The sequence below is a fragment of the Streptomyces resistomycificus genome (assembly GCF_001514265.1).
In the GTDB taxonomy this organism is placed as follows: Bacteria; Actinomycetota; Actinomycetes; order Streptomycetales; family Streptomycetaceae; genus Streptomyces; species Streptomyces resistomycificus.
Genome location: NZ_KQ948989.1, coordinates 334,627 through 358,718, shown reverse-complemented (window position 1 = coordinate 358,718; position 24,092 = coordinate 334,627). Strand labels below are relative to the sequence as shown.

Below are 24,092 nucleotides of genomic sequence, written 5' to 3'. Positions count from 1 at the left end.
CCGCTACGAACCTCAGCGCAGCAGATCCACCGACCTGTGCGGAACACCCCGCAGGTGACGTCCCGCCCGTTGCATCTCCAGCAGGAGCCCGTGACCGTCGTCCGCCGTGACAAGACCCCCCACGACGGCTTCGCGCATGATGTCGACGGTGTCTTTGACGCAGATGCCCTTGCGGCGTGCGTAGTGCCCCGCCTCGCCGTCGTCGGTGATCCACACGGACTGTGCGAATCCCCCGCGGTGTTCGATGACGACGAGCGTCTCCGCCTCCCCGAGATGTTGCAGCGGCCGGGACGAGGAACCGGCGAACACGACCCGGCGTATGCGGTCCACCAGGGCGATCTCGGCAGGACTGTCGATCTCGATGGGCTCACCGAGCCAGCCACCGTCGGTCACCTGCCCGAGCTTCGGCCAGTGCCGCCTCGACTGCTCAGCCTCGGCCGCGACGGCCTGCGTCCAACGGCCGCGGCTGTCAAGGACCTTCTCCAGGAGGCTCAGACGGTCGACGGCGGCGAAGTTGCACAGCACCGTGTTGTCGGGGAACCAGCTGTGGCGCGTCATGGCTGGAAGACCACGTCGCCTTCGTCCACTTCGGCGCCGGCGGGTGCCTCGTCCTGTGGGGCCGGTTCTGGTTCGAGTAGCTCGCGCATCCTGTCCGCGCCCAAGCCCGTGTACGCGGCGAGCGGGCGCAGGGTGGTGTCCCCGGCCAGATATGCCTCGTAGAGCAACTGGGCGGGCCGGAAAGGCAGTCGATGGGTCTGCGACCAGGTCTTGTGGGCCTCGAAGAGATCGCCCTGCCCCTTCAGCCAGTGACAGTTCTGCGTCGTGAGCCCCCGCAGCCTGTTCGCCGTCTCCGGGGCGATCACGTCCAACTGCACGAGCCGCGCCGCGAGAGCACTGGGAGACACCTGGAACCGCACGACCAGCGAGGTGAGCCGCTCATCCGTCAGCTCGCCTTCCTGTATCACCCGTCCGATCTCGCTCCTGGGCATCAGGAGGTTGGCCGCGAACACGTTGGCGCGTACCTCCGTCAGGTTCTTCTGATGCCCCGGGGACAGCTGGGTCTCCGTCAGCAGGTCCTGAGCATCCCTGGCCAGGATGTGCCCGAGCTCATGGGCGAGGGTGAAGCGCTGACGGGTCGGCACACCGGTGCCGGCGATCATGATGAGTCGGAATCCGTCTGCCTGCCAGGCCGCGCCGTCGACTCCGTCCGGCAACCTGATCTTCGCCACGTCGACACCGAAGGCCCGCTCCATGGCCTGAAGCAGATCGGCGGTGTCTAGGCCGTCCACCGTCGGTGAGCCCACGTCGGCGAGTCGGGCGAGTGCATCGTCCGCCAGGGCCACGCCCTGATCGACGTAGCGCTTGAGGTCCGAGCGGACAGCGGGCAGCTCCGGCAACCGGGGCGACCGGCCGAGGAGATCGATCACCTCGTACGCCGTCGTGAACCGCTCAAGAAGGTCGTTCAGTCTTCCTCGGCCGTGCTCGTCGACCGCCGGCGAGCTCGTACGGGCCGCGAAGTCGGGGCGCAGCGGCTCCCTGCCCGTCAGCAGCCAGTCGACCGTGGTGTTGCCGAACTCCGCGATCCGGGCCAGGTCCAAGGAGGTGAACCGCCGCACTCCACCGAGAGACTTCGACACCTTGTCGGGTGTCAGCCCGATGGTCTCGGCGAACACCGCCTGACTGACCGAGGCCGCCTCCATCACCTTGTGTACACGGTCGATCACGGATTCACCCATGAGTCCACCATATGAGCGGGTTGCGAAAATCGCAACACGGCCCGTCCGAGGCCAGAGAAGCATTCACATTCGACATGTGTACACAAATTCGAGTTCACCAATTCCAAAAGTACGTTGACGACGCTAACGAGCTTCCATCATGCTCAAGATGCAAACACGTCAGCCTCACATGGCGCACCTGCGATCCCGGGCCGCGCCAGGCACAAGGAGCAGAGCATGACCGAGCAGCGCCCCGTGTCCCGCGAGCCGTCCGCCGACGCGCCCGGCTCCCTCCGCGACCTGCTCCTGGCCCGCCTGGACGATCCCGATCTCACACAGGGCGCGCGGGAGCTGCTGCGTGAGCTGCTCCCCGAGGACACGGTCAGGAGTAGCGGAGTGCGGACCGAGCAGGTCCAGCTGCGCTCCATCACCGCGGCCGGCTGGCGCGGTGTGGGACCCCGGAAGACGCTCGAACTGCCTCCGGGGCCCGGCCTGGTGGTCGTCGCCGGTCCCAACGGCTCCGGCAAGTCGAGCTTCGCCGAGGCCGCCGAGACGGCGCTGACGGGCCGCAACTCGCGGTGGGAGGGGCGGCGGGCCCGCGACTGGCAAGGCGGCTGGCGCAATCTGCACAGCCCCGACATCACGCCGGAGGTCTGCGTCGAGCTGACGGTGGGTGAGCGGGGTGAGCCCGTCACCGTGCGGCGGACCTGGTACGGCGCCAAGGTCGACGAGGCGCGCACGCGGGTCATGGGGGCGGACGGCTCGGAGCGGAGGCTGGAAGAGGTCGTCGACGCCGCGGCGATGGACCTGGCCCGGCCCTTCCTGCCGTACAGCGAACTCGGTTCGATGATCAACGGCACGCTCGGCGGGTTGCACGACGCCTTCTTCAAGCTTCTCGGGCTTGAACTGCTCGCCGAGATCGACGGGCGGGTCAAGGACGTCGTGGGCGAGTGCGGCCAGGTGGTCGACCACAAGAAGGCGCTCACCGCGAAGCTGATCGAGGAGCTGGCCGAGCTCGACGACGACAGGGCCCGTGAGGCGGCCGAGGCGTTGTCCGGGACCAAGCCCGATCTCGCACGGGTCCGGGCGTTGCTGGAGAGCCGTTCCCCTGCGGCTGAGGGCGAGCTGGCCCGGCTGCGTCAGTACGCAAGCCTGGCCGGGCCGGACCTGGTGGAGGTTCAGGGGGCCGTCGCCCGGCTGCGGGAGGCCGCCGTCGAGGCCGAGGAGGCGCGGTACGGCAGCGCCGAGGACGCCCGCCGCCTGGCCTGCCTGCTGGCGGCGGCCCTGGACCACCGACGCCGGTCCGAGAGCGAGGACTGCCCGGTCTGCGGAGGCGAGAGCCGACTCGACCGGGCCTGGGCCGAGCAGGCGCGGGCCGAGGTGGAGCGGCTCCAGACGCTGGCCGTCGGCGCCGAAGCGGCCCGGCAGGCCGTGTCGGTCTCGGTGCGGGCCGTCCACGATCTCGTCCAGCCGGTTCCGGTGTGGCTGCGCGGCGAGAGCACGGCGCTCGTCACGGTCTGGCGGGAGTGGGTCGTGTGCCGCGACATCGCCCACCCCCGGGAACTGGCCGACCGCGCCGAGCGGGCCGCGGTCGCCCTGGACGACGCCTGCCGTCAGATCCGGGAGGAGGCTGCCGGACGTCTCACCGACCACGACGGGGCCTGGCAGCCGACGGCTGTGCGGCTCGCCGAATGGGTGGGCGCGGCGGAGGCGGCCGAGGCAGCGCGCGTCCGGCTCGGGCACGCGCGCAAGGCGCGCACCTGGTTGCGACCGATCATCGACGACCTGCGGGACGAGCGGCTGCGGCCGTTCGCCGCCCGGTCCCAGGGGGTGTGGCAGCAGCTGTGCGAGCACAGCAGCGTCACCCTCGGATCCGTCACCCTCGCAGGCACGCCCGGCCGCGGTCGCGTCGAACTGGACGTCTCCGTGGACGACATGTCGGCCCCCGCCTACAGCGTGATGAGCCAGGGTGAGCTCCACTCCCTCGCGCTGTCCCTGTTCCTCCCGCGCGCCACGCACGCCGGCAGTCCTTTCGGATTCCTCGTCATCGACGACCCGGTGCAGTCCATGGACCCCGAGAAGGTCGAGGGGCTGGCCCGGGTCCTGGACGCGTGTGCGAAGGACCGGCAGGTGGTCGTCTTCACCCACGACACCCGGCTGCAGCAGGCCATCGTCCATCTCGGCATCAAGGCGACCGTTCTGCGCATCACCCGGCAGACCGACTCGGTGGTGGGCGTGGAGACCCTCACCGACCCGGTGGAGCAGGCGCTCGCGGAGGCTCGGGCCATCTCCCTGGACCCGAACCTCCCGCAGGACGTGGCCGATCACGTGCTGCCCGCCATGTGCCGGGTGGCGGTGGAGGCGGCCTGCCTTGCGACCGCGCGGCGCCGCCTCCGCGACGAGCACGGACTCGGCCTGCGGGCCGTGGAGGAGCGGGTGGCGACACTGGACCGCACCAAGACCTACGTCTCCCTCGCCCTGCTCGGCGACGAGCGGCGGCACTCCCGGGAGACGGTCGAGCGGCTCTGCCCGGGCGGCTGGACGCTGGTCGAGGCCTTCAACTCGGGGGCGCATGCGTCGCTGCCGACGGTCGACGACCGCAAGGACCTGGTGCGACGCACCAAGGCGCTGGCCATGGCGATCCTGCGCAGCGGGGGCGTCCAGGGCGAGGAGGGCCGCCGGTGATGTCGTCCCCGGAAGCGCTCGTGGCCGCCGCCGGCCGGCTCCTTCTGCCCGAACCCGGAACCGCCCAGACACTCTCTCCCGGCCTGCGCGCCCGTGCCGCCGCGGTACTGCTGCGCATGGCGCTCGACCAGGCCCTGGACTCCTACTGGCTGCGTGTCACGCCGTCGATGACGTGGATCGGCAAGCACCGCATGCTGTGCCTGGAGTGGTACGCGGGCTCCGACACCGCCCGCAGGTGCCGCACCACCTGGTCGGCGCTCAGTGCGGCCTGCCACTACCGGACGTACGAACTTCCTCCCGCCCCGGCGGAGATCCGCATCCGCCTGCTGGAGGTCAACGGCCTCCTCAAGGCCCTGGGCATCGGCCCTGACCAGGCCCCGGCCCCGTAGCCCGTGCATCCCGGCAATCCACACCCAGGACCGTGAGGAACTCCCTTGGACACCCGTCGCTATCGCATGGTCGTCACCAGCGGACTGGACTACGTCACCACAGGCGCTCAGGTCGATGGCCAGCTCCGGCAGTGGCTGAAGGAACCGCCGAAGAGCTACGACATCGCCGCCTTCGCCGAGGGCCGCAACGAGATAGCCCGCGGCGTGACCCTCGACCACGACTCCGCCACGGGGACTTCGGGAGCGTACGGCCGCTGGCGGCTCCGGGAGACCGCGCCCGACGGGACCTGGCAGACCACCGTGCTGATCCGCCAGTCCGGAGACGGACCGACCCGGGTCCAGCTGGACGTCGAGCACCTTCCGGACGCCCCTGAGGCGCTGCCCGTACCGGCCAAGACACCCCGGCTCGCGGGCAGCCTCCTGAGCGTCCTGGACGCGCGGGACGGCCTGGCCGACGTCATGGCCCAGCCCCAGGTCATCGAGGCCGAGGACGTCGACGACGTCGTCGACGAGCTGTGCGACGAGACGCGGCGCCTGCCGATCGTCGTGGCCAGTACACCGTACGGCGTCGCTTTCGACAGTTGGCTCGAAGGCACCTTGGACCCGCTGGTGCGCCCCCTGGCCGGACTCGCCGTCCTCTACGTCCTCGCCCCCGAGGCGGAGCCCCTCTTCAACCGCGCGCTGGAGTACCACCGGGTCTACGGCGGCGGTGTCCGTACCTACCTGCCCGGAGTCGACCCGGCGTGGCCCGCCGACGGGCAGCGGCACCGGGTGATGTCCCGCCGCCTGCTCGCCGAACGGCCCGACCGGGCCAGGCGCATCCTCGCCCAACTGCCCCAGCGGCTGGCCGCGCGCACCCCGCTGCCCGCCGAGTTCGACTCCGTCCCGGTCATGCGGGCCCGTACCCGGGGCGACTCCGAGGCGCCCGAGCTGGAGCGACTGCGTGACGAGAACCACGCGCTCCTGGAGATCCTGGAGGAGGCCGGCCGGGAACAGCGAGTACGGGCCGACGAGATCCGTGACCTGAAGTACGAGCTGCGCAAGGCCGAGGACAACGAGACCCTGCTCGTCGCCGAGTACGACGAGCAGTACCGTGAACTGCACACGGCCCGCAGGCAGTTGATCGCTCTGCAGAAACAGCTGGTAACCCTGGGCGCCGGAGCGGCCGCCTACACCCCCGTCAGCACGCCGGAGGACGCCCCGGAGTCCTTCGAGGAACTCCTCGACCGCATGGGCGACCTGCCCCTTCTGCACTTCACCGGCTCCCGCAAGATCGCCCTCGAACTCGACGCACAGGCCTACGGGTCCTCCTGGGTACGCATGACCTGGGACGCTCTGCTGGCGCTCCGGGACTTCGCCGAGGCCGCCGCCTCGGGGCACACCGACCGCGACTTCAGGCAGTGGTGCGCGGACGCCCCGACCGGGGCACGCACGATCTCACCACGGAAGATCGTGCGGGACGAGTCCAAGTCCGTGAAGACGAACTCCGCCTGGCGCAGGGAGCGCACCTTCCCGGTGCCCGACGTGGTGGACCCGGCACGGAAGGTCTTCATGGGCGCCCATGTGCGGGTCGGTGGTGGCAACACCATCGCGCCACGGCTCCACTACCACGACGGGGCCCGCACCGAGCACGGGATCTACATCGGATACATCGGGCCGCACCTGACAAACACGCTGACGTGATCGGCCAGGAACCCCCTTCTCCCGGGGGCGGCCGAGGCCATACCCTCACGAAAAGATCATGATCGCACCGCACCCGCAGGAGCGCCCCCTTTGTCCTTCCCGACGGCTGACACGCTCGCCGCCTTCAGCAGACACCTGCATTTCCGGACGCTGGAAGAGAAGCTCCGAGAGCGTCACCCCGAACTCGGTGACCGGATCCAGCTCGGTGACATCGAGGGACGCGACTACCTCAAAGTGGACCTGACCGGCCACCAGTCGGTCGTGCTCTTCCTCTGCCGCTTCGGACACGCCGATGTCTGGGCGATCGAGGACCCGGACCTCGACAGCCCTCCGTCCGTCTGGCCGCTGACCACGCCCGCCGATGCCCTCGTCGACGCCGTGCACGCCGTCGCCTCGGCGCACCTCGCCGGTGTGCCGCTTCCCTCGCCGTGGCGCTGGCACGAGAGCGAGCCCTCCGAAGTGACCGAGCTGGCCGATCTGCTCGTCGCACGGGATGTCCGGGTGTTGCGTGTGGCCGCGGGCAATCGCTACTTCCCCTACGGCACGCGGCACGCTCCGAAACTCGACACGGTGGGCGGCGGGTGGAGCAAGGCCGTTCTCGAGGCCGAGCTGCCCGACGCGTACGTGCGCGTCGCGCTCAAGCCCAGCCTGGGCTGGACGGTGGACGCGCACAGCCCGCTCTGGGACGGCTGGAGCCGGATCGACCTGGGGTGGTGTCTGCGCGGTCGGTCTTCTCCGGTACCGGGCATGCCCAATACCAGGGTCTCGTTGACGGAGATCGCGGAGTTGTTGTGCCGGGGCCGGCGAACCTGGGACATCGAGTCGGCGTGGAAGCCTCCACGTCCCAGTTCACCGCCTGCCCCGACATCGGCGCCGACTCCGCAGGACGCCCTGTTCCCAGACGCTCTCGAAGACGAGTGCGTGCCCGGCTGGTTCGCGGGGTTCCGCGAACTCTGGGCCACGGCCGAGGGCCCGGAGAAGCGGGGCGGTATCGGGACGCTCAGCGCGTCAGAGGTCGTGGAAGCGGTCCTTGAGCAGCTCTCGGATCTCGGCTTCGCGGACCTCAGGGAAGGCGTGGACCCGGACGAGCCCATACAGTCCGACTTCTTCCATATCGCCTGGCACAGTGGCCGCAAGAGCCTGTCGACCTCGGCGGTCCACAAGATGAACAGCCTCGCTGCGGCATCCGGCGAGGACGCCCCCAAGCGGCTGATCGTGATCACGGGTACCGGACTCACCCGCCCCGCGGCGGATGTCGCGAACCAGGCCAAGGCGTTCGCCTTCTACCTGGACCGCGAGACCGGCGAGCTGTCCGCCCAGCACTCCCGCACCCATGAGGCCCTGCTGCCCGTCAGGCAGCCGGTCCGCCGGGAGCTGGAGCCCTGGTGAACCACCAGTTGTCAGTGCGGCTCTCTATGGTTCTCGGTGGATGTGATGTGCGCGTACGGGGAGAGTGGTGAGGATGTCCGCTACCGACACGGATTACCCGGAGTTCCGGCTGCAACTGCCGGGCGGAGGTCCCGAGGCCCGCGGACGGCTGCTGACCGAGAAGGGGACCAACGGGAGCCAGAAGTTCGTTGTCCTGGCCGGGTCTCCGGGGCGGCAGGAGGTCGTACCGTCGTTCCCCATCCGCATGCCGTCGTCGTATCGGCTGAGGCAGCGTCTCGTCGAGGACGAGATCTTCACCGAGTCGGCAACCTGGCCCGGCTGGCTGGAACTCACCCAGGACGTCGAGTGCAACTCCCCGTCGGCCGCCGCCGAGATCCTGGTCGGCCGCAGCGCCAACGGCTGGCTGGAATGGAAGTCGACCGACGGCCATCCGCTCTCCGACTATCTCGATCAGGTGTGGTGGGGCCCCAACCGGGCCTGGCTCGTGCGCGGTTCCAACGTTTCCGGTCTCGACCTCGTCCGGCGGCTGTGGCTGCCGGAGGGGCTGGTGACCCTGCGGGTCCGACATTTGCGGCAGGGCGTCGAGCAGGGCATCAGCAAGGATCGTCTGCGGGCCGCTGTGGAAGAGGATTACGCCGCCACAGCGACGTACAACCAGAAGGTCCAGCTGGTCGAGGAACTGCACATGTTCCTCTCCAGGATGAGGCCCGGCGACACCATGTGCACCATCTCGGGCGGCCGCCTCTACGTAGGGAAGATCACGGGTGGCGCAGAACAGGTCGCCTCCGAGGACGGCCGGTCCGATCTGCGCCGACCGGTCGACTGGGCGGATCAGGGACATCCTTACGAGGACCTGCCCGAGGCACTGCAGCAGAAGCTCTCGGCTCAGCACGACGTGATCGACCTGACGTCGGTGAAGGATCTCATCGACGGCCTGGGGATAAGCGACGAGGACCTGATCGAGGAAGCCGAAGCCGCCGACCGGGATCCGAGCGTGGAAATCCCCGCCCTCACCGCCCGCCGGGAACCGGAGCTGCCTGTCCCGACGGACGAGCTCGCCGCCGAACTCCTCGTCCACGACGCCGACTGGCTTCGAGAGGTACGCGATCTGCTGTGGGACGAGCGCCAGTTGGTCCTGTACGGCCCACCCGGCACCGGCAAGACCTATCTCGCACTCAAGCTGGCCGAGTTTCTCGGCGGCGGCCCGGAGCAGGTCAAGCTCGTGCAGTTCCACCCCTCGTACGCGTACGAAGACTTCTTCGAGGGCTTCCGGCCTCAGGAAGACCCCCAGACTCGCGAGGTCGCCTTCCGTCTCACCGCCGGTCCGCTGCGCGAACTCGCTGATCTGGCCGACCGCGAGGGCAACCGTCATGTCCCGCACTTCCTGATCATCGATGAGATCAACCGTGCCAACCTGGCGAAGGTCTTCGGCGAGCTGTACTTCCTGCTGGAGTACCGGAACAAATCCGTCCGGCTCACATACTCCGGTGACGACTTCGCGCTGCCGCCCAATCTCTTCGTCATTGGCACCATGAACACCGCCGACCGTTCGATCGCCCTCGTCGACGCTGCCATGCGACGACGCTTCGCCTTCGTCGAGCTGTCACCGCGCACCGAGCCGACGAGCGGGCTGCTGCGTCGTTGGCTCGCGCGCGAGGGCCGCGAGAGCGAGCCGGCCGATCTACTCGACGTACTCAACTCCCGTATCGACGACGCCGACTTCCGTATCGGGCCCTCGTATCTCATGAAGAAGGGTGTCTACCGGGAGGGCGGTCTGGAGCGGACCTGGCGGACCAAGATCCTCCCGCTGCTGGAGGAGCACCACTACGGCGAGGGCATCGACATCGAGAAGCGGTACGGGCTGGCGGCGCTCCGGGAGTCGCTCCGGTGAGTCGGGTCATCGAACTCGTCGAACACGCCCCCGCCCTCTCTGTGCCCCTGCCGGAAGAGATCGGGCGTGCCCTGGCCGCAGGAGACATGGTGGACGCGGCCCCTGATCCGTACACTCCGGGACGCTGGTCCCTGCGAGCCGGTAGCAAGGTCGGCGCGGTGGCCTTCGCCGCCCCGGGTTTCGGCACGCCGGTCACGGTGCGCGTCACGCCCAAGGTCCCCATCGCCCGTCTGTTCTTCCTCCTCGGTTACGCCCTGGACCCCGCAGGCATCTGGCGGGAGGGGAACGTGGAAGTCGCAGAGCACCGAGATCTGCTCCCCGCCCTCGCACATGCCGTGGAGCGGCAGGTCGACCGGGCATTGCGGCAGGGTCTGCTGCAGGGATACCGCGCGACCGAGGAGAGCTCCCTCGTCGTACGCGGTCGTATCCGGGAGTCCGAGCAGATACGGCGGCGGTTCGGCGCCCCACTGCCGGTCGAGGTCGCCTACGACGAGTTCACCACCGACATCGCGGAGAACCGCATCCTGCGCACGGCCGTGGAGCGCCTGCTGCGGCTGCCCGGCGTACCGGGCGACGTACGCCGCAGGCTCCTGCACCAGCGCGCCCGACTCGCGGATACGGACACGCTTGTGCGCGGTCAGCCGCTGCCGAAGTGGCAGCCCACCCGCCTCAACTCGCGGTACCACCACGCCCTTCACCTGGCCCGGGCCGTTCTGGACGACACATCGGTCGAGCATGTCGTCGGCGGACTGCACATCGACGGATTCCTTTTCGACATGAACAAGCTCTTCGAGGACTTCGTGACCGTCGCGCTGCGGGAAGCCTGCCGCGCAGGCGGACGCTCGGCTCGGCTCCAGGATCCGCACCACCTCGACGAAGCCTCCGCGATCCGCATGAAGCCCGACCTCGTGCTTTACGGACCGAGCGGTGCGGTATGTGCCGTGGTGGACGCCAAGTACAAGGCCGAGAAACGGGACGGGTTTCCCGACGCCGATCTGTATCAGATGCTTGCGTACTGCACCGCTCTGGGCCTGCCGGAAGGTCATCTGGTGTACGCCAAAGGCAACGCGGCGCACACGGCCCACGCGGTGAGACACGCGGGCATCGTCATCCACCAGCACACCCTCGACCTGGATCTGGATCCCTCCGGGCTACTGGCAGACATCGAGGATCTGGCCGCCCGGCTGGTGACTACACCACGCATATGATCAACTGCGAAGTGTCCGTCCAGGGTGGGGAGTTCACGGAGTGCCACAGCTCGCGTTCGCCGGCAGTTTCTGGGAGAGCTACGACGTCCTCGAGAAGCCGGTCAGGGCCGGTGTGCGCAAAGCCATGCAGAAATTCCAGCAACTCACCGTCCCTGAACTCCATGCGGACAAGGGACTACACCTGGAGTCCGTCGAGAACGCCCGCGACCCTCGCATGCGGACCATCCGCATCAACGACTTCTGGCGGGGAGTCGTGCTCGCGCCCGACGACGGGAGCAACGTATTCCTGCTCGTCAACGTCGTCCCCCACGACCAGGCGTATTCGTGGGCTGCGAGGCGGATGTACACGACGAACTCCGCCACGCGGGCCCTGGAAGTCCGCAACGTGGTCGCGATCGAAGAGCTCACTCCTGCCCTGGAGAAGGCCGCCGCAGCGTCCGATTCGCTGCTCTTCGCCAAGTACTCGGACACCGTCCTGCGCGAACTCGGCATCGACGACCAGGTACTCCGGGCCGTACGGACCATTGTGGACACGACACAACTACGGGCGTTCGAGACGCTACTGCCGGAGGACCAGTGCGAGGTACTCCAGTACCTCGCTGAAGGGTTCAGTCCCGAGGAGGTATACCGGGACGTCGTCGCGGAACGACAGCCCGTCGACGCCGGACCCGACCCGGACGAGAGCCTCGCCGTCGCCATCGCCAACACCACAAGCCGGATCACGCTCGTCACCGGACCGGACGAACTCGTTCACATCCTGGAAAAGCCCTTCGCCGCCTGGCGAGTGTTCCTTCACCCCTCGCAACGCCGTGTCGCCTATCGGGTTTCGTACCGTGGACCGGTGCAGGTCACCGGCGGCCCGGGAACCGGCAAGACGGTTGCGGCACTGCATCGGGTCAAGCACCTGCTCACCCGGTCCCCCGACACCCGTGTCCTGCTCACCACCTTCACCGGTGTCCTGGCGGCGTCCCTGCGGGAGAACCTGTCCGTCCTGCTGGACAGCGATGCCTCACTACTCGCGCGTACCGACGTGACCACGGTCAACGCCTACGCGCACGGCATCGTGAGCCGCATCGACGGCAAAGTGCACTCCCCACTCGGCGACCGGGAGGAGCGGCAACTGTGGCAGCGAGTGATCAAGAACCTCGGACTGCCGTGGCCGGAACAGTTCCTGGCTCAGGAGTATCGGCACATCATTCTCGCTCAGGATCTGCGCAGCTGGGACGAGTACCGAGTCGCCTCACGGCGTGGCCGCGGCAGTGCGCTGTCGTCCGCACGGCGGGAACAGCTGTGGCCCGCCGTCGAGTTGTTCGAGTCGATGCTGCGCGACCGGAAGGCCACCACCCACCTCGGGGTATGCGCACGGGCTGCCGAGCTGCTCGCGGCGTCCTCCCCCACCCACGACCACGTGGTGGTGGACGAGGCCCAGGACCTGCACCCGGCACAGTGGCGTGTCCTGCGCGGCGCCGTGTCGCCCAGCAGGGACGACATGTTCATCACCGGTGACCCTCACCAGCGCATCTACGACTCAAGGGTGTCGCTCGGTTCCCTGGGGATCGCGGTGACGGGCCGCACCCACCGTCTGCGCGTCAACTACCGCAGCACGGAGGAGATCCTGTCCTGGGCGACCGGGATCATGAGCCAGGTCAGCGTCGATGACCTGGCCGGCGACAGCAGCGACTCCCTGGCCGGCTACCGCTCGCTCCTCCACGGACGCAGACCGCACATCAAGGGGTACACGTCGGAGCAGGCCGAGATCGCCGCGCTGGTCGAGCGCGTGCAGGGCTGGATCAACCAAGGAATCCGGCCCTCGGAGATCGGCGTGTGCACCCGCTTCAACGTGCTGCTGGACAAGGCGTACGACAGACTCTCCGCGGCCGGGGTTCCTGCGGCCCGGATCAGGGACAACCCGGGGCCGCAGGTGGAAGGTGTACGACTGGCCACCATGCATGCCATGAAGGGACTGGAGTTCCGCTGCGTAGCAGTACTCGGTGTGTCGGCGGGTGTGGTGCCCTTCGCTCGTGAGGTGACCCCGGCCTCGGTCGATGCCCTCCAGCACCAATCGGATCTGCTGCGGGAACGCTGCCTGCTGTTCGTCGCGTGCACGCGTGCACGCGAGGCCCTGGCGGTGTCGTGGACCGGGGAGCCCAGTCCTTTCGTCCCGTGCTGAGTCAGCCGGGCGTCATTCGGCAGCGGGCGCTTCTGTCGGTGGTGTGAGGGCACCACTGCTCAGTCCGTCACGCGCGAGCGCGGCAGCTTCCTTGCTGAGTTCGGCCATTTTCCGTGCCCGCTCCTCGAACTCCTGCAATGCCCGGAACGCGGCGCCGTAGCGGCGCTGCTCGACGATGTCCATCTGCGGGATGCGGGCACCCTTCGTATCGAACCGGAAGGTGCCACTGGAGCTGGTGGAGCGACGAGTATTCGGCGCGCTGCGCAGGAAGCCCAGGAGGAAGTCGGTGTCGAGCTGGTCGCTCACGGAGACCGGCTCGGCCTCACCGTATTCCACAAGTCCGGCACGCGCGAGGTCGGCGACACTGACGGACGGGCCGTCCAGGACACCGGCACCCTCGCCTTCGATCAAGTGAGGCAGCAGCTCGGCCAGTCGGCGAACCTGCTGCGACAGCTCATCCCGCAGACGAACGTATTCAGCGGCGTAGTCGTGATGGGACTCCCTGACATAGCGTCCCGGCGTGAGGTCCACGGTGTCGTCGAGCAATTCGATCAACGGCACGTTCACCGTCTGATCGGGCCTGGGATCCAGTGAGCCGTCCGGCTCGTTCTCGGTCAGGTCCAGCATGCGCACGCTGTCCGCCTCGCCGCCAGAAGACTGCGGCCGACGCAACTGCCAGAGGTGCACCGGAAGGGCGTGCGAGGCCGCGCTACCCGGTGGCAGGGCGACGACTTGAGTGAGCACACCGCGCCGTACGAGCTCGGCTCGGATACGACGGCCCGCCTTACGGTAAGCAGCCGACGCCGACATGACCATCAGCACCTGACCGCCTGGCGCGGTGTGCGCGTAGGCATGCTGCAACCAGGCGAGTTCGCCCTCGGCGCGGGACGGTGTACCGAACTCCCAGCGCGAGTCGAGGAGCAGTTCCTCGCGCCCCCAGTCACTGTCACCGACCGGTGGGTCACAGACGACGAGATCCGCCTTGAGGTCCGGCCACTGATCATCTCGAAGAGAGTCGCCCGCGACAACGTCTACCCCGGTAAACCCAGTGAGGCCTGCTCGCAACTGTGCGAAGCGGGCGCTGCGCACGTCTACTTCCTGGCCGTACCGGCGCGTTCCCTGCTCGGTCCCGACAGCCATGAGCAATGTACCGATACCGCACGCCGGATCGAATACGGTTGCGACGGCGGTGGCGTCTGCGACGCAGTGCCGCACCGCTCGGACGATGAGCGGCGAGGTCACCAGATCCGATCCGGCACGCCGGACGGAGTCGGTGAAACGTTCGGCAAGTACGTTCGCCGTCTCACCTGTCGCGTCTCCCTCTGCCGCGGTGCGGAGCAGTCGGACAGCCTCGGGTGGCAGAGCACCGATCGCGTCTGCTGCCGGGTCGACCAGCAGTCGAGCAGCATCAGCGAGGGCGCCGAGCATGTCGTCGCCGTAGGCACCCCGCAGCGCCTGCCACAGCTGCACGTCCTCCGAAAGGTCCTGCCCCTTACGCTGCTTGTCCAGCCAGGCCTGCACCTCTGCCAAGGCGAAGAGCGGGCTGCCCGCTCCACCGCCGACGGGCGCCGGGAAGTCGTCGTACCGCCGCCTCCAATTGGAGACCGCGGCACGCGTGACACCGGCGAGCCGGGCGATCTCTGAACCGGTGACCAGCGGGCCGGTCTGCGGAGCGGATGTGTCTGGCATGGCACCACCGTACACAGAGGTCTCGACCTTTCCAAGAGAGAACTCGTTGACGACGTCAACAAGCAGCAGCTTGCCTCTTGCCTCTTGCCTCTGCGACGGCCCCGAAGATCAGCGATCTCGGAGGGGCGGATGGACCGTCAATCGGTCAGGAATGGAGTGGCACTGGCAAGCGCAGATCGTTCGTTTCTGGTGAGCGGTTGAATACGTCAGCCCGCCAAAGGTGGACCCGGCCAATCCGAGCCAGAACAAGTTCGCTGTACAGCAGGGGCGGCCACTGCCGTGGGAAGCCGGTTCCCAGTGGCGGCACACCGTGCACGCCGGGGTCTTCGCCGTCGACAAAGTGCGCAACGTACTGCGGGAAAGCGTTCCGCACACCGGATGCCGGCGAGGACTTCGATGGTCGGATCGGTGGCGACGGCGCCGTGTTGTGCTTCACCGTGAACGAAGAAGGACGGCTGATCAAGGACAGCGTCACGTTGTCCTCCTGCGCCTGGACATTGGGACAGACCCTGGAACCCGGACCGCATGACGACGGCTGGCTGGTCGGCTTGGAGGAAGACAGCACACATCTGCTGCAACACCTGCTCGACCTCGGGAACGGAAAGGGTCAAGGTCGAGCGCCAGCCGCTGCGCGACCGGGAGTCACCACCGTCGGGCCTCGGCCCGGTTGCGGGGCTCGTGTCCCGGCTGGCTATCAGTACAGCGAAAGGCGGGCTGAACACGGCGGCCAAAGCGGTCAGCGCCGGATTGAGCCCGCCGGCAGGAGCGGTCACCGCAAAGGCGGTCGAGCAAGTCAACAGTGACCTGATCCACTCCGCGGCCTCAGACTCGCTGGCGGAAACGTCGACGACCAGGCCGTTTCAGATGATGAACAGCCTGCGGCCGGCTCGGAAGAACTACCTGCCGAACTGGGCACAAAAGTTCTGCAAGGGCTCCACCTGCGTGAACGACGTCGATTTGGACCACATGAACGACAGAACACGGTTCCGCCTACCTGGGCCATGCCTACTACCGCGGGCGTGACTTGGCACCGCGCACCAAGATCCGGACCAGGGGCGGACCAACTCAGTTATCCGCAAGGAGATTCCACCCGTTGCCGCAGGTCAGAGGTGGGCAAGACCGTGTACCACCAGCAGACGAAGAACATCCTCGTTTCATACAGTCCGAAGAAACTTGGGTTCTTCTAGATGATCAATTCCAGGGGATGCCTGCGGAGGGTGTGGGGTGGGCGGCGGGCGGTCAGGCGTCAGGGTCGACTTCGGGGTGCGTGAACCGCACGGGCTTGCCCAGCGACCGGGCGTAGGCGATTTCGGCTCGGGTGCTGTCTCCGATGTAGTCGCCGACTACAAGCACCTCATCAGCGAGCCGGACCTTCGCCCGGTGCAGATCGTCGAGTCGAACCTTCAGCGCCTCGGCCTCGACAGGATCGGACCACAGTTCGTGCGGCGACTTCATGTCACAGCCCGGCTTGACGACAATCTTTCCGGCCTTGGTCTCCCGCAGATCGGCCTCGTTCATCTCGGCCATGAAGCGGGTGGAGCCGCAGATCACGACGATACGCGGGAGGCTCAACAGCTTCTTCGCGTCGGCGAGCTTCTCCTCGGGGGTGAGCAGTGGCGGGTATGACACTGGTTCCTCCTGGTGGTGTGGTCCAAGGGGTGCCTGCGGAGACGAGAACGAGGGTGTCCAAGATCGTTTTGTGACGAACGATGTGGGCACCCTCGCGACAGGACTCTATGCGACGACCGACGACATGCTGAAGGAGCGTCTCGATCCGGCCCCGTGGCACCTCGGTGGTGGAGCGACGACGAATGGGTCGTGGACTCCACCCCGGTGGAATGCGGCCGCTCCCGCGAGACCGTCGAGACCTTCAAGGGACGGCTTGACCTCGAACGGTTTAACGCCCCCTCAGGGGCCTTCCTCGCTGTCGTCGGACTCGCGGGCCGGGCGCCCGGCGATGACCTGTTGGCCCGGGCCGATGCCGCCGTTGATGTCGTACACCCCGTGCAGGTCCGCGAAGTGCGCGTGGACCGCGAGGTCCGCACCCTCGGCTGCGCGGGCGCGGACGTGGGCTCCGGATTCCCGCGGCGCGCCGCGGCCGCTGCCCGTCCGTTCAGGATCGGTGCCCGGGTGGTCGTGGCCGGGATCGGAGGGCGCGGGCTGGTCGTCGGCCGGGGAGACAGGGTCGCCGGCATCGCTGTTGACCCCGTAGGGGTTCGGCGGTGGCGGGCCGTCCGGCTCCGGCTCGAGGGGGGGTTGTCGCCGGTTCCAGGCCTCGTTCGCCAGAAGGTGCAGGATGTTGATGGTGACGATGGCCGGGGCGACGAGGGCGACCGTGCGGGGCAGGGCCGGTTTGAGGGAGAGGGCCAGGACCACGGCGGTCACGCCGTTCTGCTGGCCGAGTGCCAGGGAGATGCGGTCGAAGGGCTTCAGGTTCCGGGCGATGATCCAGCCGACGATCATCTGTGCGACGAAGGCGGCCATGCCCAGCACGATGCCAGGTCCTGGCTCGACGCCGTCGACCAGCAGCATGCCCAGGCCCAGCAGCGCCGCGTAGTAGGCGGTGCGCATGATCCGGTCGAGGGCCGCGAACAGGGCGGGCGGGCGGTAGAAGAGGCCGACGACCGCCACGCCGAGCATCCATCCGTACACGGTGGCCGCGGTGAGGATGCCACCGAGCACGATGAGGGAGGCAGCGGTGCGCCACCAGGAGGCCGGCCGGCCGTCCCGTCGCCGCAGGAGGTACCAAGCGAGCGCGGCCACGACGGCCAGGCCCGCGTTCCCTGCCGTGGTCAGGGCGTACGAGTCTGGTGGCACAGGCAGTTCGGAGGAGTCGCCGCCGTTCAGGGTGCTCAACGCCAGCGGCGCCAGGTAGGCGGTGAGCAGAACGGTGACCGGGTCGTCGAAGGCGGCCCAGACGGACAGCACCGTCTTTGCCCGCTCGGACATCCTGGACCGTGTCCGGAGCGCGGCCACCGACAGAGGGTCGATCTGGGCGACCGTGATCGCGAGGAGGACGTAGGCCGGCTGGTCGACGGTGAGCCACAGCACGGGAACGATCAGCGCCGCTTTGGCGAGGACCCCGACGGTGACCGCGAGGATCAGCGTGCGCAGGTCGTCGCGTGCCTCGGCGAGATCGATGCCCGAGGTCGATCCGAACAGGCCGACTGCGAGCAGCGCCGCGATGGCGAGCGGATAAGCCGCAGTGTCGGTAAGGGTGTCGAGGCCGGTGGCGGCCGACACTGCCCAACCGAGGCCGAGCACCGCGAGCATGACGCTCAGATGACGTGCGGCTTTCAGCGTGCTTGTCACGGCTCGCTCCGATCCGGCCGACTCCCCACAGCGATGAGCATCCCAGCCGGGGGTGCGCGCCGGGACCGAATGCACTCGGTTCGCACTTACGACGTACCCGCGTGAGCGTTTGGTCACCCGCGGCGATCCGAGTCAGAGCTTTTCGTTCGGTTTTTCACCCGGCGTGGCCGACATGCCCTGTACGAGCCGGTTCATCTGCTGGTCGGCCAGGGCCACTCGGCTCTGGTCGAGGGTGACGCCCAGCAGGAAGTGGCCGTCGGCCCGGTCGACGTAGAACAGGGCGCCCTCTTCCACGTCGAGCACGACACGCGTGAGTTTGCCCGGCATCACCGCGCGCAGGGACTGGTTCAGCCGGGCCACCACGTAATGCAGGCGTTCGCCCAGCTCCGCGTAGTGGGTGCGGCGCTCGTCGCGGGTGAGGCCGTCGAAGAACGCGGACAGGTCGGGATGGTTGAAGGCGTCCGCGCTCAAGCGGCCGATGCCCGGTGCGAAGTAGCCTGCGTAGTGCAGTGCCTGCGCGGTCACCGCGTCGCGGCAGTGGGTGAGAACGGGAGAGTCCGACTCTCCCCAGTCTCCTTCCCTGACCAGGTGCCGTTTCTTGGTGGAGAGCCACTGATCCGTCCGCGGAGGGGACGACTCGGTGAGGAAGCCGCCCGGGTTGGGCCTGGGGACGCCGATCCGGTCGTTCAACGCGGCTACGAGGTCGGCCATGGCCCGATCGCCCGCCTCGACGGCGTCCGCGCCGAGGGAGACACCGGTGAAGTAGTTGTCCGCGCGGAAGTGGTAGTGGAAGACCGCTCCGTCGCCGAACTGGAGCACGCTGCGGATGAGCCGGCCGCTGTCGACCGAGCGCAGCACGTGGTCCATGCGGCCCAGGATGTAGTGGAGCTGGCGGCCCAGACGGATGAACGTCCCCCGTCGGCTCTCGATCTCCGTACCGCCGAATCCACTGCCCGCGGACGCGGGGAGCCGGTCCAGGACGTCGACCGAGTAGTTGAAGACGCCCCAGCGGTACTCCGCGACATGATGGAGACCGTTCTCGCTCAGCGTCGTGCCGCACAGTCTGATGTTCGCGTTGCTGTCGTCGGTCACATGAGGTGCGCGGCGCACCTCCGGTGCTGCCACGGAAGCCTGTCGTCCCCTGGTGTCACTCATCTCTCCCCCATGACCCGTCGTTCAGAACGTCCGGCCACAGTGCCAGCAGCTGCTCGCACAGAGCCTGAAGAAGTGGACTTGTCGTGCGCTCCGGCAGCCGCCCCAGGGCGACCGTGTCTGCGGCGCTGCGGTCGTACGGCAGCCGCATCAGCGCGGGGCCCGCCTCGGCGGGGCTCGCTGTGCCGGGGTGTGTACCGCTCGGGTCGTTGCACACCCAGCCGAGCACCTTGGCACCCAGGCCGTGTTCCGTCAGCCAGGACAGGAGCCCGGCGGTGTCCTCGCCGCCCTGTGGCCCGGGCCCGCCTATCACGATGATGTGTTCGAGGCGGCGGCACACTTCCAGGGTGAGCGAGGTACGGCCGGCGCCGCAGTCGACGATCAGGCAGCCCTGGAGCTCCGAGAGTCTGGTGAGCGCGGCGCCGACGACGGGCAAGAGCGTCTCGTCCGACGGGAGTCCGCCGAGGTCGTCCTCGGGGCCGAGGGCGAACAGTGCCATGTCCTGACGTCGCGAACCGGTGTAGACGTGGCGCATGTAGGGGAGCACGGAGCGCTCGGCCAGTCCGATGCGGTCCTGGGCGAATCCGAGGAGACCGTCCACCTCGGCGTCGGACACCGTCTTCCAGAACCGGGTCAGGTCGGTCAGCCCGCCGCCGTCGGTCTCCGTGTCCGTGTCCGTGGCCGCGTCCGCGTCCGCGTCCATCAGGATCACGGACTGTCCTACGCGGCCCACTGCGTAGTCGATGAGCAGACCGGCCGCAGCCGTAAGCAGCGTCGCTCCACTGCCAGGTGCGGCGGAGAGCACTGCCACCGTGTGCGGGACACCGATGGACGTCGTCCACGGGTACTCCATCGGATACTCCTTGTTCTGTGCGTTTACCTCAGATGGTGGGGATGTCCAGTTCGACGCCGACCCGGCCGTCCGGGCGGGCTCGGCCCCCCGCGTCCTCCCGCAGCCCCAGCTGTGCGGCCACGGCCAGGGTGAGGGGGTGCTCTGTGCCGAGCCTCTCCCCCAGGTCCTGGTGGGTGCGCTCGTACAGTTCCCGTGCCGCCAGCGAGTTGCCGGTGAAGACCAGCATGTCGGCGTGGCACACGGCGGCCATCAGGACCAGCGGGTGGCGCGGGTCGACGTGCAGGATCCGGCGCAGGCCGGTCAGACCACGCTCGCTGTACTCGGCGGCGGTCTCGTCCTCGGTGTCGCGCAGGCACAGGGCGAGGTTCACTTCGCAGATACGGGTGAAGAGGTGCTCCTCCCCCCATGTCCGGTACGCGGCGAGGTTCCGCTCCGCCCTGTCCATCGCCTCCGACGTCCGGCCCACGAGCCGCAGGTCGGCGGCGAGTGCGACGCGCGCGGCCAGCGTCTCGGGGTGCTCGGGACCGCCGTACGCCTCCAACCCGTCCACGGCCTGTACGTCGCACATCCGGGCGGAGTCCGCCTTGTCGAGTCGTTCGCCGTCGGACAGGCTCGGGGAGAGCGCGGCGATGTGCCGCAGTGTCGAGCCCAGCGCGAAGGCGGTGCGCAGGGTGATCAAATCGGACGGGCCGAAGTCCTCATGGCTCCTGACGACCCGGTTGATATCTTGCAGACGGGTCAGTGAGGCCTCGTAGCGGCCGACTTCGAGCAGCCGGGTTCCCACATAGAGGGACGAGAGCAGGGTCAGCGGATGCTGTTCGCCGCTGACCCGTATCCGCCGTGCGTAGACGTCCTCGTGCTGCTCCATGGAGTCCTGGGGCAGGCCGACCATGGCGAGGGACAGGGCGAGGTTGTGGGACGCCATCAGGGTGAAGTGGTTGTCCAGGCCGTAACGGGCGCGCAGGACCTCCCGGGTCGACTGCTCCTCGGCGAGCGCGTCCTGTGGCCGACCCAGCGCACGGAGCTGGGCTCCGCGGGGCAGGGCGCTGCGCAGGGTGAAATGGCCGTCCAGATCCTGGAGCCGGCGCAGTTCCTCCAGTGCCTTGCCGTTGACGCGGTCGGCCTCGGCGTAGCGTCCGGCGTCCATGTGGATGTTGGCCAGTTCCGCTCGCAGCCGCATCAGGAGCAGCTGCTGGGTGTCGTCGTCGGGCGAGGACCGGGCGGTCCATACCTCGTCCAGGCGGCGGGCCAGGGTGAACGCGGCGTCGAGGCGCTGGCTGCGGCGCCGGTAGCGCACTTGGTTGACCAGCCAGCGGCGCACTTCCGGGTCGTCGTCCTCCGCCGCTCCGCAGGGTTCGACGTGGGCGTCCAGTTCCGCGTAACACGGGTTCATGTCCTGGTCGTCGACACGGTCGTCCGGGGGCGAGTAGGCGGCCAGGACCTGTCGGACGCGCGAGGCGAGTTCCGCCGCCTCCTGGTCAGTGAGGGCCTGACGCTGCGAGGCGAGGTTCATTCGAGCCGCCCTCAACCGCTTACCGTTCTCACAAATGCGGCCCTGGGACCGGCTGACGAGGCCGCGCGCCGCGAAGCCCAGCTGGCGACGGCCTTCGGCACCGTCGGGCAGCCCCAGGAAGGCCAGGGCGGCCGGTGATTCCAGCAACTCCCAGCCCGCCCCCTCGGGGGACAGGACGGTCAGCATCTTCATCAGGTCCAGCGCGGCCGGACGTTCCTTGCCCAGGTCCTCGACGACGGACTGCCACACCGCCGAGGCGTTGTGCTGACCCACGGCCTGTCGGCTCTCGATCGACCGGGCGAGCTCGGCCACGACTTCCTGCGCCGGGCGGGCGGTGCTCCTGAGATAGGCGGCCATCTGGTCCAGCAGCTGTGGCAGCGGCTCGCCCAACCGCACAAGCTGTTCGGCGAGTTCGGGTGTCAGGTCGGGGGCTTTGCGTCGCAGGTACCGTACGGCTTCGGCCGCTGTGGGTGGTTCGACGTCGATACGGCGGCCCAGGGCTCCCCAGTCCAGATGTTCGGACGTGATCAGCAGGTGGACGTGGGGGTTGTTGATCAGCAGGCTGGCGATCATCTCCGGGTGGCGGGCGTCGTCGTAGACCAGGAGGAGGCGTTCGGCCCCGGCGCGACGGCCTTCGAGCTGCTCGCGCAGCGCCTCGACGGCCCGCGGTGAGGACGGCCGGGCGGCACCGAGGCGCACGCTGAGCAGTACCAGCTCCCGCTCGACTCGATCGGCGCTGTCGGCCGGCATCCACCACACGACGTCGTAGTCCGCGCCGAACCGGTGGACGTACTCCGTGGCGAGGGTCCGCTTGCCCACCCCGGCCTGCCCGTGCAGCACGACCGGCTGGGCCGCTTCGCCGGGCTGCAGGGCGTTCCGCAGGAGGCGCAGATACCCTTCCCGGCCCAGGAACTCGCCCTGGCGCTGATGCGGAACATGCCACTCCCGCGGGTGCCTGCGGGGGAAGCGCGGTCCGCGCCCCAGCCGGTCCGCCCAGGCCGCGGGGCGCCGCTCGGCGGAGATGTAGTGGGTCAGCAGGGCGGTACGTGCGGATGCCTCGTCCAGTGTGTACAGCTTGGGGCCCGGCCGGTTGCGAAACGCCTTCTGGACCTCGACGTCCTCGAGCCAGGCGACGTCCACCCACGCCCCGTTGGCCAGGGCGTCCTGCTTGGGCAAGTGTGCTGCCAGTGCTGTGAGTTGCGGGGAGGAGACCATGGCAGAGGACATCAGGACGAGAAAGGTGCCCGGCGCGTCCGTGCGGGCGGCCCGGTCCTCGGGGCCCGGGTCGAAGTCGCAGGGCACCGCGTTCGCGTTGAGCTCGGCGCGGATCCAGTCCGCATAGGCACGATCCTGCGGCTCGAAAACCAAGCGCACCAGGCGGGGCGGTGCGGGCACCTCGGTGAACGCCCCCATGTACTGGGAGCGGACGGTGTCCGGGAGGGGCGCGAAGCGCAGCGTGCGGTCGCCGCTGATCTCCTGGGCGAGACGTTCGTACGCCTGCTTCTGCACCGAGGGCTCGAAGTTCGGCAGCGCGAACGGGATGAGTACCTCCTCATAGGCGAGGTTCGGCAGGTGCTTGACTTCGACCTCGCGCCAATACTGCAGCTCACCGCTGTGCAGAATCGGCCCGCACGCGCCTTCGAACTGACTTCTGGCGCGTGCCCTGCGACGCTCGGCCTGTTCCGGTTTGGAGTCGTCCACGCGCATGGGGACCGGCAGGACCCTGACGCCACCGGCGGACCGCTCCCGCACCTGGCGGGCGACGGAGGCCGAGCCGTCGATGGACTGGTTGCTGAGGTTGAAACCGACGACGACCACGTCGGGCAGAATCAACGTGCACAGGCTCGCGTTGTCGGAGTGGCCTGTGCGGCTGTCGATGAGGACGTAGTCGTAGTCGCTGGTGCGCAGGCTCTCTCGCAGTGCTTCCGCGAAGCGCCGGCCTCCCTGCTCCCGGTAGAAGCGGTTCCACTCGAAGGTCGCGACCCGTTCGCTGTAGAGGCTGTCCTGAAGTCCCGGCCCGAGGAAGTCCATACGGCCCTCGGGCCGCGTGAACCGGTACTTGAGCCGGTCGGTGTGGTTGCCGACCTGGGTGTGCCGCTCCAGCAGCTCCGCCAGCCGGGCGCTGAACACCTCCCCGGACAGCCCCCGGGCCTCCAGGGCGTCCACAGCCCGGCCGTAGTCCAGGATCATCTCCACCACGCCGGTTGACTCGCGCAGTTCGGGGTCGGGCAGGAACGGCCGCACGAAGCGGTTCAGCCCGGGCGATTCCAGGTCCCAGTCGACGATGAGGACGCGATGCCCCGCATCAGCCAGAAGCCAGGCGACATTGGCCAGAGCCATGGTCCGCCCGACTCCGCCCTTGTGCGAGTAGAAGGTCACGACAGTCGCCCGGTTGTGGCCCTGTTCGGGCCCAGACTGCGCGGCACTGCTCATCGGTTGTCGC

Annotated in this window: 16 protein-coding genes; 8 read left to right on the top strand and 8 right to left on the bottom strand. The window is 68.6% G+C overall.

Annotated features, from left to right (window positions below; all coding sequences use genetic code 11):
• Nucleotides 1-12 precede the first annotated feature (12 nt).
• Together AQJ84_RS06845 and AQJ84_RS06840 are read right to left on the bottom strand one after the other, a co-directional pair.
• Nucleotides 13-558 (bottom strand): hypothetical protein, encoded by a 546-nt coding sequence (locus tag AQJ84_RS06845; RefSeq protein ID WP_030037729.1) that lies wholly within the window; start codon nt 556-558, stop codon nt 13-15.
• Complete coding sequence (locus AQJ84_RS06840) at nt 555-1,736, bottom strand: helix-turn-helix domain-containing protein (RefSeq protein ID WP_030037730.1); 1,182 nt, start codon at nt 1,734-1,736, stop codon at nt 555-557. The genes AQJ84_RS06845 and AQJ84_RS06840 overlap by 4 nt, the downstream gene beginning before the upstream one ends.
• 216 nt (nt 1,737-1,952) lie before the next feature.
• Between AQJ84_RS06840 and AQJ84_RS06835 the strand changes: the two genes are divergently transcribed.
• The 7 genes from AQJ84_RS06835 to AQJ84_RS06805 all read left to right on the top strand — a co-directional run bounded on the left by AQJ84_RS06835 (nt 1,953) and on the right by AQJ84_RS06805 (nt 13,130).
• Nucleotides 1,953-4,400, top strand: a complete 2,448-nt coding sequence (locus AQJ84_RS06835; protein ID WP_053191610.1) for an ATP-binding protein — start codon at nt 1,953-1,955, stop codon at nt 4,398-4,400.
• The gene (locus AQJ84_RS06830; protein ID WP_051869430.1) at nt 4,400-4,789 is read left to right on the top strand and encodes a hypothetical protein; all 390 of its coding nucleotides are present in this window, start codon (nt 4,400-4,402) and stop codon (nt 4,787-4,789) included. Before AQJ84_RS06835 ends, AQJ84_RS06830 begins: the two co-directional genes overlap by 1 nt.
• 45 nt (nt 4,790-4,834) lie before the next feature.
• Nucleotides 4,835-6,472, top strand: a complete 1,638-nt coding sequence (locus tag AQJ84_RS06825) for a hypothetical protein (protein WP_128092174.1) — start codon at nt 4,835-4,837, stop codon at nt 6,470-6,472.
• Between the two features lie 90 nt (nt 6,473-6,562).
• Complete coding sequence (locus AQJ84_RS06820) at nt 6,563-7,861, top strand: hypothetical protein (RefSeq protein ID WP_225877087.1); 1,299 nt, start codon at nt 6,563-6,565, stop codon at nt 7,859-7,861.
• A gap of 73 nt (nt 7,862-7,934) precedes the next feature.
• On the top strand, nt 7,935-9,752 hold the full coding sequence (locus tag AQJ84_RS06815; RefSeq protein ID WP_030037736.1) for a DUF4357 domain-containing protein: 1,818 nt from the start codon (nt 7,935-7,937) through the stop codon (nt 9,750-9,752).
• The gene (locus AQJ84_RS06810) at nt 9,749-10,960 is read left to right on the top strand and encodes an McrC family protein (protein WP_053191608.1); all 1,212 of its coding nucleotides are present in this window, start codon (nt 9,749-9,751) and stop codon (nt 10,958-10,960) included. Before AQJ84_RS06815 ends, AQJ84_RS06810 begins: the two co-directional genes overlap by 4 nt.
• A gap of 40 nt (nt 10,961-11,000) precedes the next feature.
• Nucleotides 11,001-13,130 carry a UvrD-helicase domain-containing protein gene (locus tag AQJ84_RS06805; RefSeq protein WP_030037739.1) on the top strand — a complete coding sequence of 710 codons (2,130 nt, stop codon included), beginning with the start codon at nt 11,001-11,003 and terminating at the stop codon, nt 13,128-13,130.
• Between the two features lie 12 nt (nt 13,131-13,142).
• On the opposite strand, the gene AQJ84_RS06800 is transcribed toward AQJ84_RS06805, so the two are convergent.
• Nucleotides 13,143-14,819, bottom strand: a complete 1,677-nt coding sequence (locus AQJ84_RS06800) for an N-6 DNA methylase (protein WP_053191605.1) — start codon at nt 14,817-14,819, stop codon at nt 13,143-13,145.
• A 525-nt stretch (nt 14,820-15,344) separates the two neighbouring features.
• Between AQJ84_RS06800 and AQJ84_RS42945 the strand changes: the two genes are divergently transcribed.
• Nucleotides 15,345-15,842, top strand: a complete 498-nt coding sequence (locus tag AQJ84_RS42945; RefSeq protein WP_128092175.1) for a hypothetical protein — start codon at nt 15,345-15,347, stop codon at nt 15,840-15,842.
• Nucleotides 15,843-16,058: 216 nt separating this feature from the next.
• On the opposite strand, the gene AQJ84_RS06795 is transcribed toward AQJ84_RS42945, so the two are convergent.
• The 5 genes from AQJ84_RS06795 to fxsT all read right to left on the bottom strand — a co-directional run bounded on the left by AQJ84_RS06795 (nt 16,059) and on the right by fxsT (nt 24,082).
• Nucleotides 16,059-16,448: a hypothetical protein gene (locus AQJ84_RS06795; RefSeq protein WP_030037742.1), complete on the bottom strand. Its 390-nt coding sequence runs from the start codon at nt 16,446-16,448 to the stop codon at nt 16,059-16,061.
• A 279-nt stretch (nt 16,449-16,727) separates the two neighbouring features.
• Nucleotides 16,728-18,131: a cation:proton antiporter family protein gene (locus tag AQJ84_RS06790; protein WP_128092176.1), complete on the bottom strand. Its 1,404-nt coding sequence runs from the start codon at nt 18,129-18,131 to the stop codon at nt 16,728-16,730.
• 132 nt (nt 18,132-18,263) lie between these two features.
• The gene (locus AQJ84_RS06785; protein ID WP_128092177.1) at nt 18,264-19,256 is read right to left on the bottom strand and encodes a hypothetical protein; all 993 of its coding nucleotides are present in this window, start codon (nt 19,254-19,256) and stop codon (nt 18,264-18,266) included.
• Nucleotides 19,257-19,278: 22 nt separating this feature from the next.
• Complete coding sequence (locus AQJ84_RS06780; protein ID WP_053191603.1) at nt 19,279-20,136, bottom strand: hypothetical protein; 858 nt, start codon at nt 20,134-20,136, stop codon at nt 19,279-19,281.
• Between the two features lie 28 nt (nt 20,137-20,164).
• Entirely contained in the window at nt 20,165-24,082 is a 3,918-nt protein-coding gene (gene fxsT, locus AQJ84_RS06775) for an FxSxx-COOH system tetratricopeptide repeat protein (protein ID WP_053191601.1), read from the bottom strand.
• Between the last annotated feature and the right edge of the window lie 10 nt (nt 24,083-24,092).

Excerpts from the sequence above, each read along its gene's own strand:
- AQJ84_RS06845 (WP_030037729.1), bottom strand. The coding sequence starts at position 558 with ATGACGCGCCACAGCTGGTTCCCCGACAACACGGTGCTGTGCAACTTC.
- AQJ84_RS06840 (WP_030037730.1), bottom strand. The coding sequence starts at position 1,736 with ATGGGTGAATCCGTGATCGACCGTGTACACAAGGTGATGGAGGCGGCC.
- AQJ84_RS06835 (WP_053191610.1), top strand. The coding sequence starts at position 1,953 with ATGACCGAGCAGCGCCCCGTGTCCCGCGAGCCGTCCGCCGACGCGCCC.
- AQJ84_RS06830 (WP_051869430.1), top strand. The coding sequence starts at position 4,400 with ATGTCGTCCCCGGAAGCGCTCGTGGCCGCCGCCGGCCGGCTCCTTCTG.
- AQJ84_RS06815 (WP_030037736.1), top strand. The coding sequence starts at position 7,935 with ATGTCCGCTACCGACACGGATTACCCGGAGTTCCGGCTGCAACTGCCG.
- AQJ84_RS06800 (WP_053191605.1), bottom strand. The coding sequence starts at position 14,819 with ATGCCAGACACATCCGCTCCGCAGACCGGCCCGCTGGTCACCGGTTCA.
- AQJ84_RS42945 (WP_128092175.1), top strand. The coding sequence starts at position 15,345 with ATGACGACGGCTGGCTGGTCGGCTTGGAGGAAGACAGCACACATCTGC.
- AQJ84_RS06780 (WP_053191603.1), bottom strand. The coding sequence starts at position 20,136 with ATGGAGTACCCGTGGACGACGTCCATCGGTGTCCCGCACACGGTGGCA.
- fxsT (WP_053191601.1), bottom strand. The coding sequence starts at position 24,082 with ATGAGCAGTGCCGCGCAGTCTGGGCCCGAACAGGGCCACAACCGGGCG.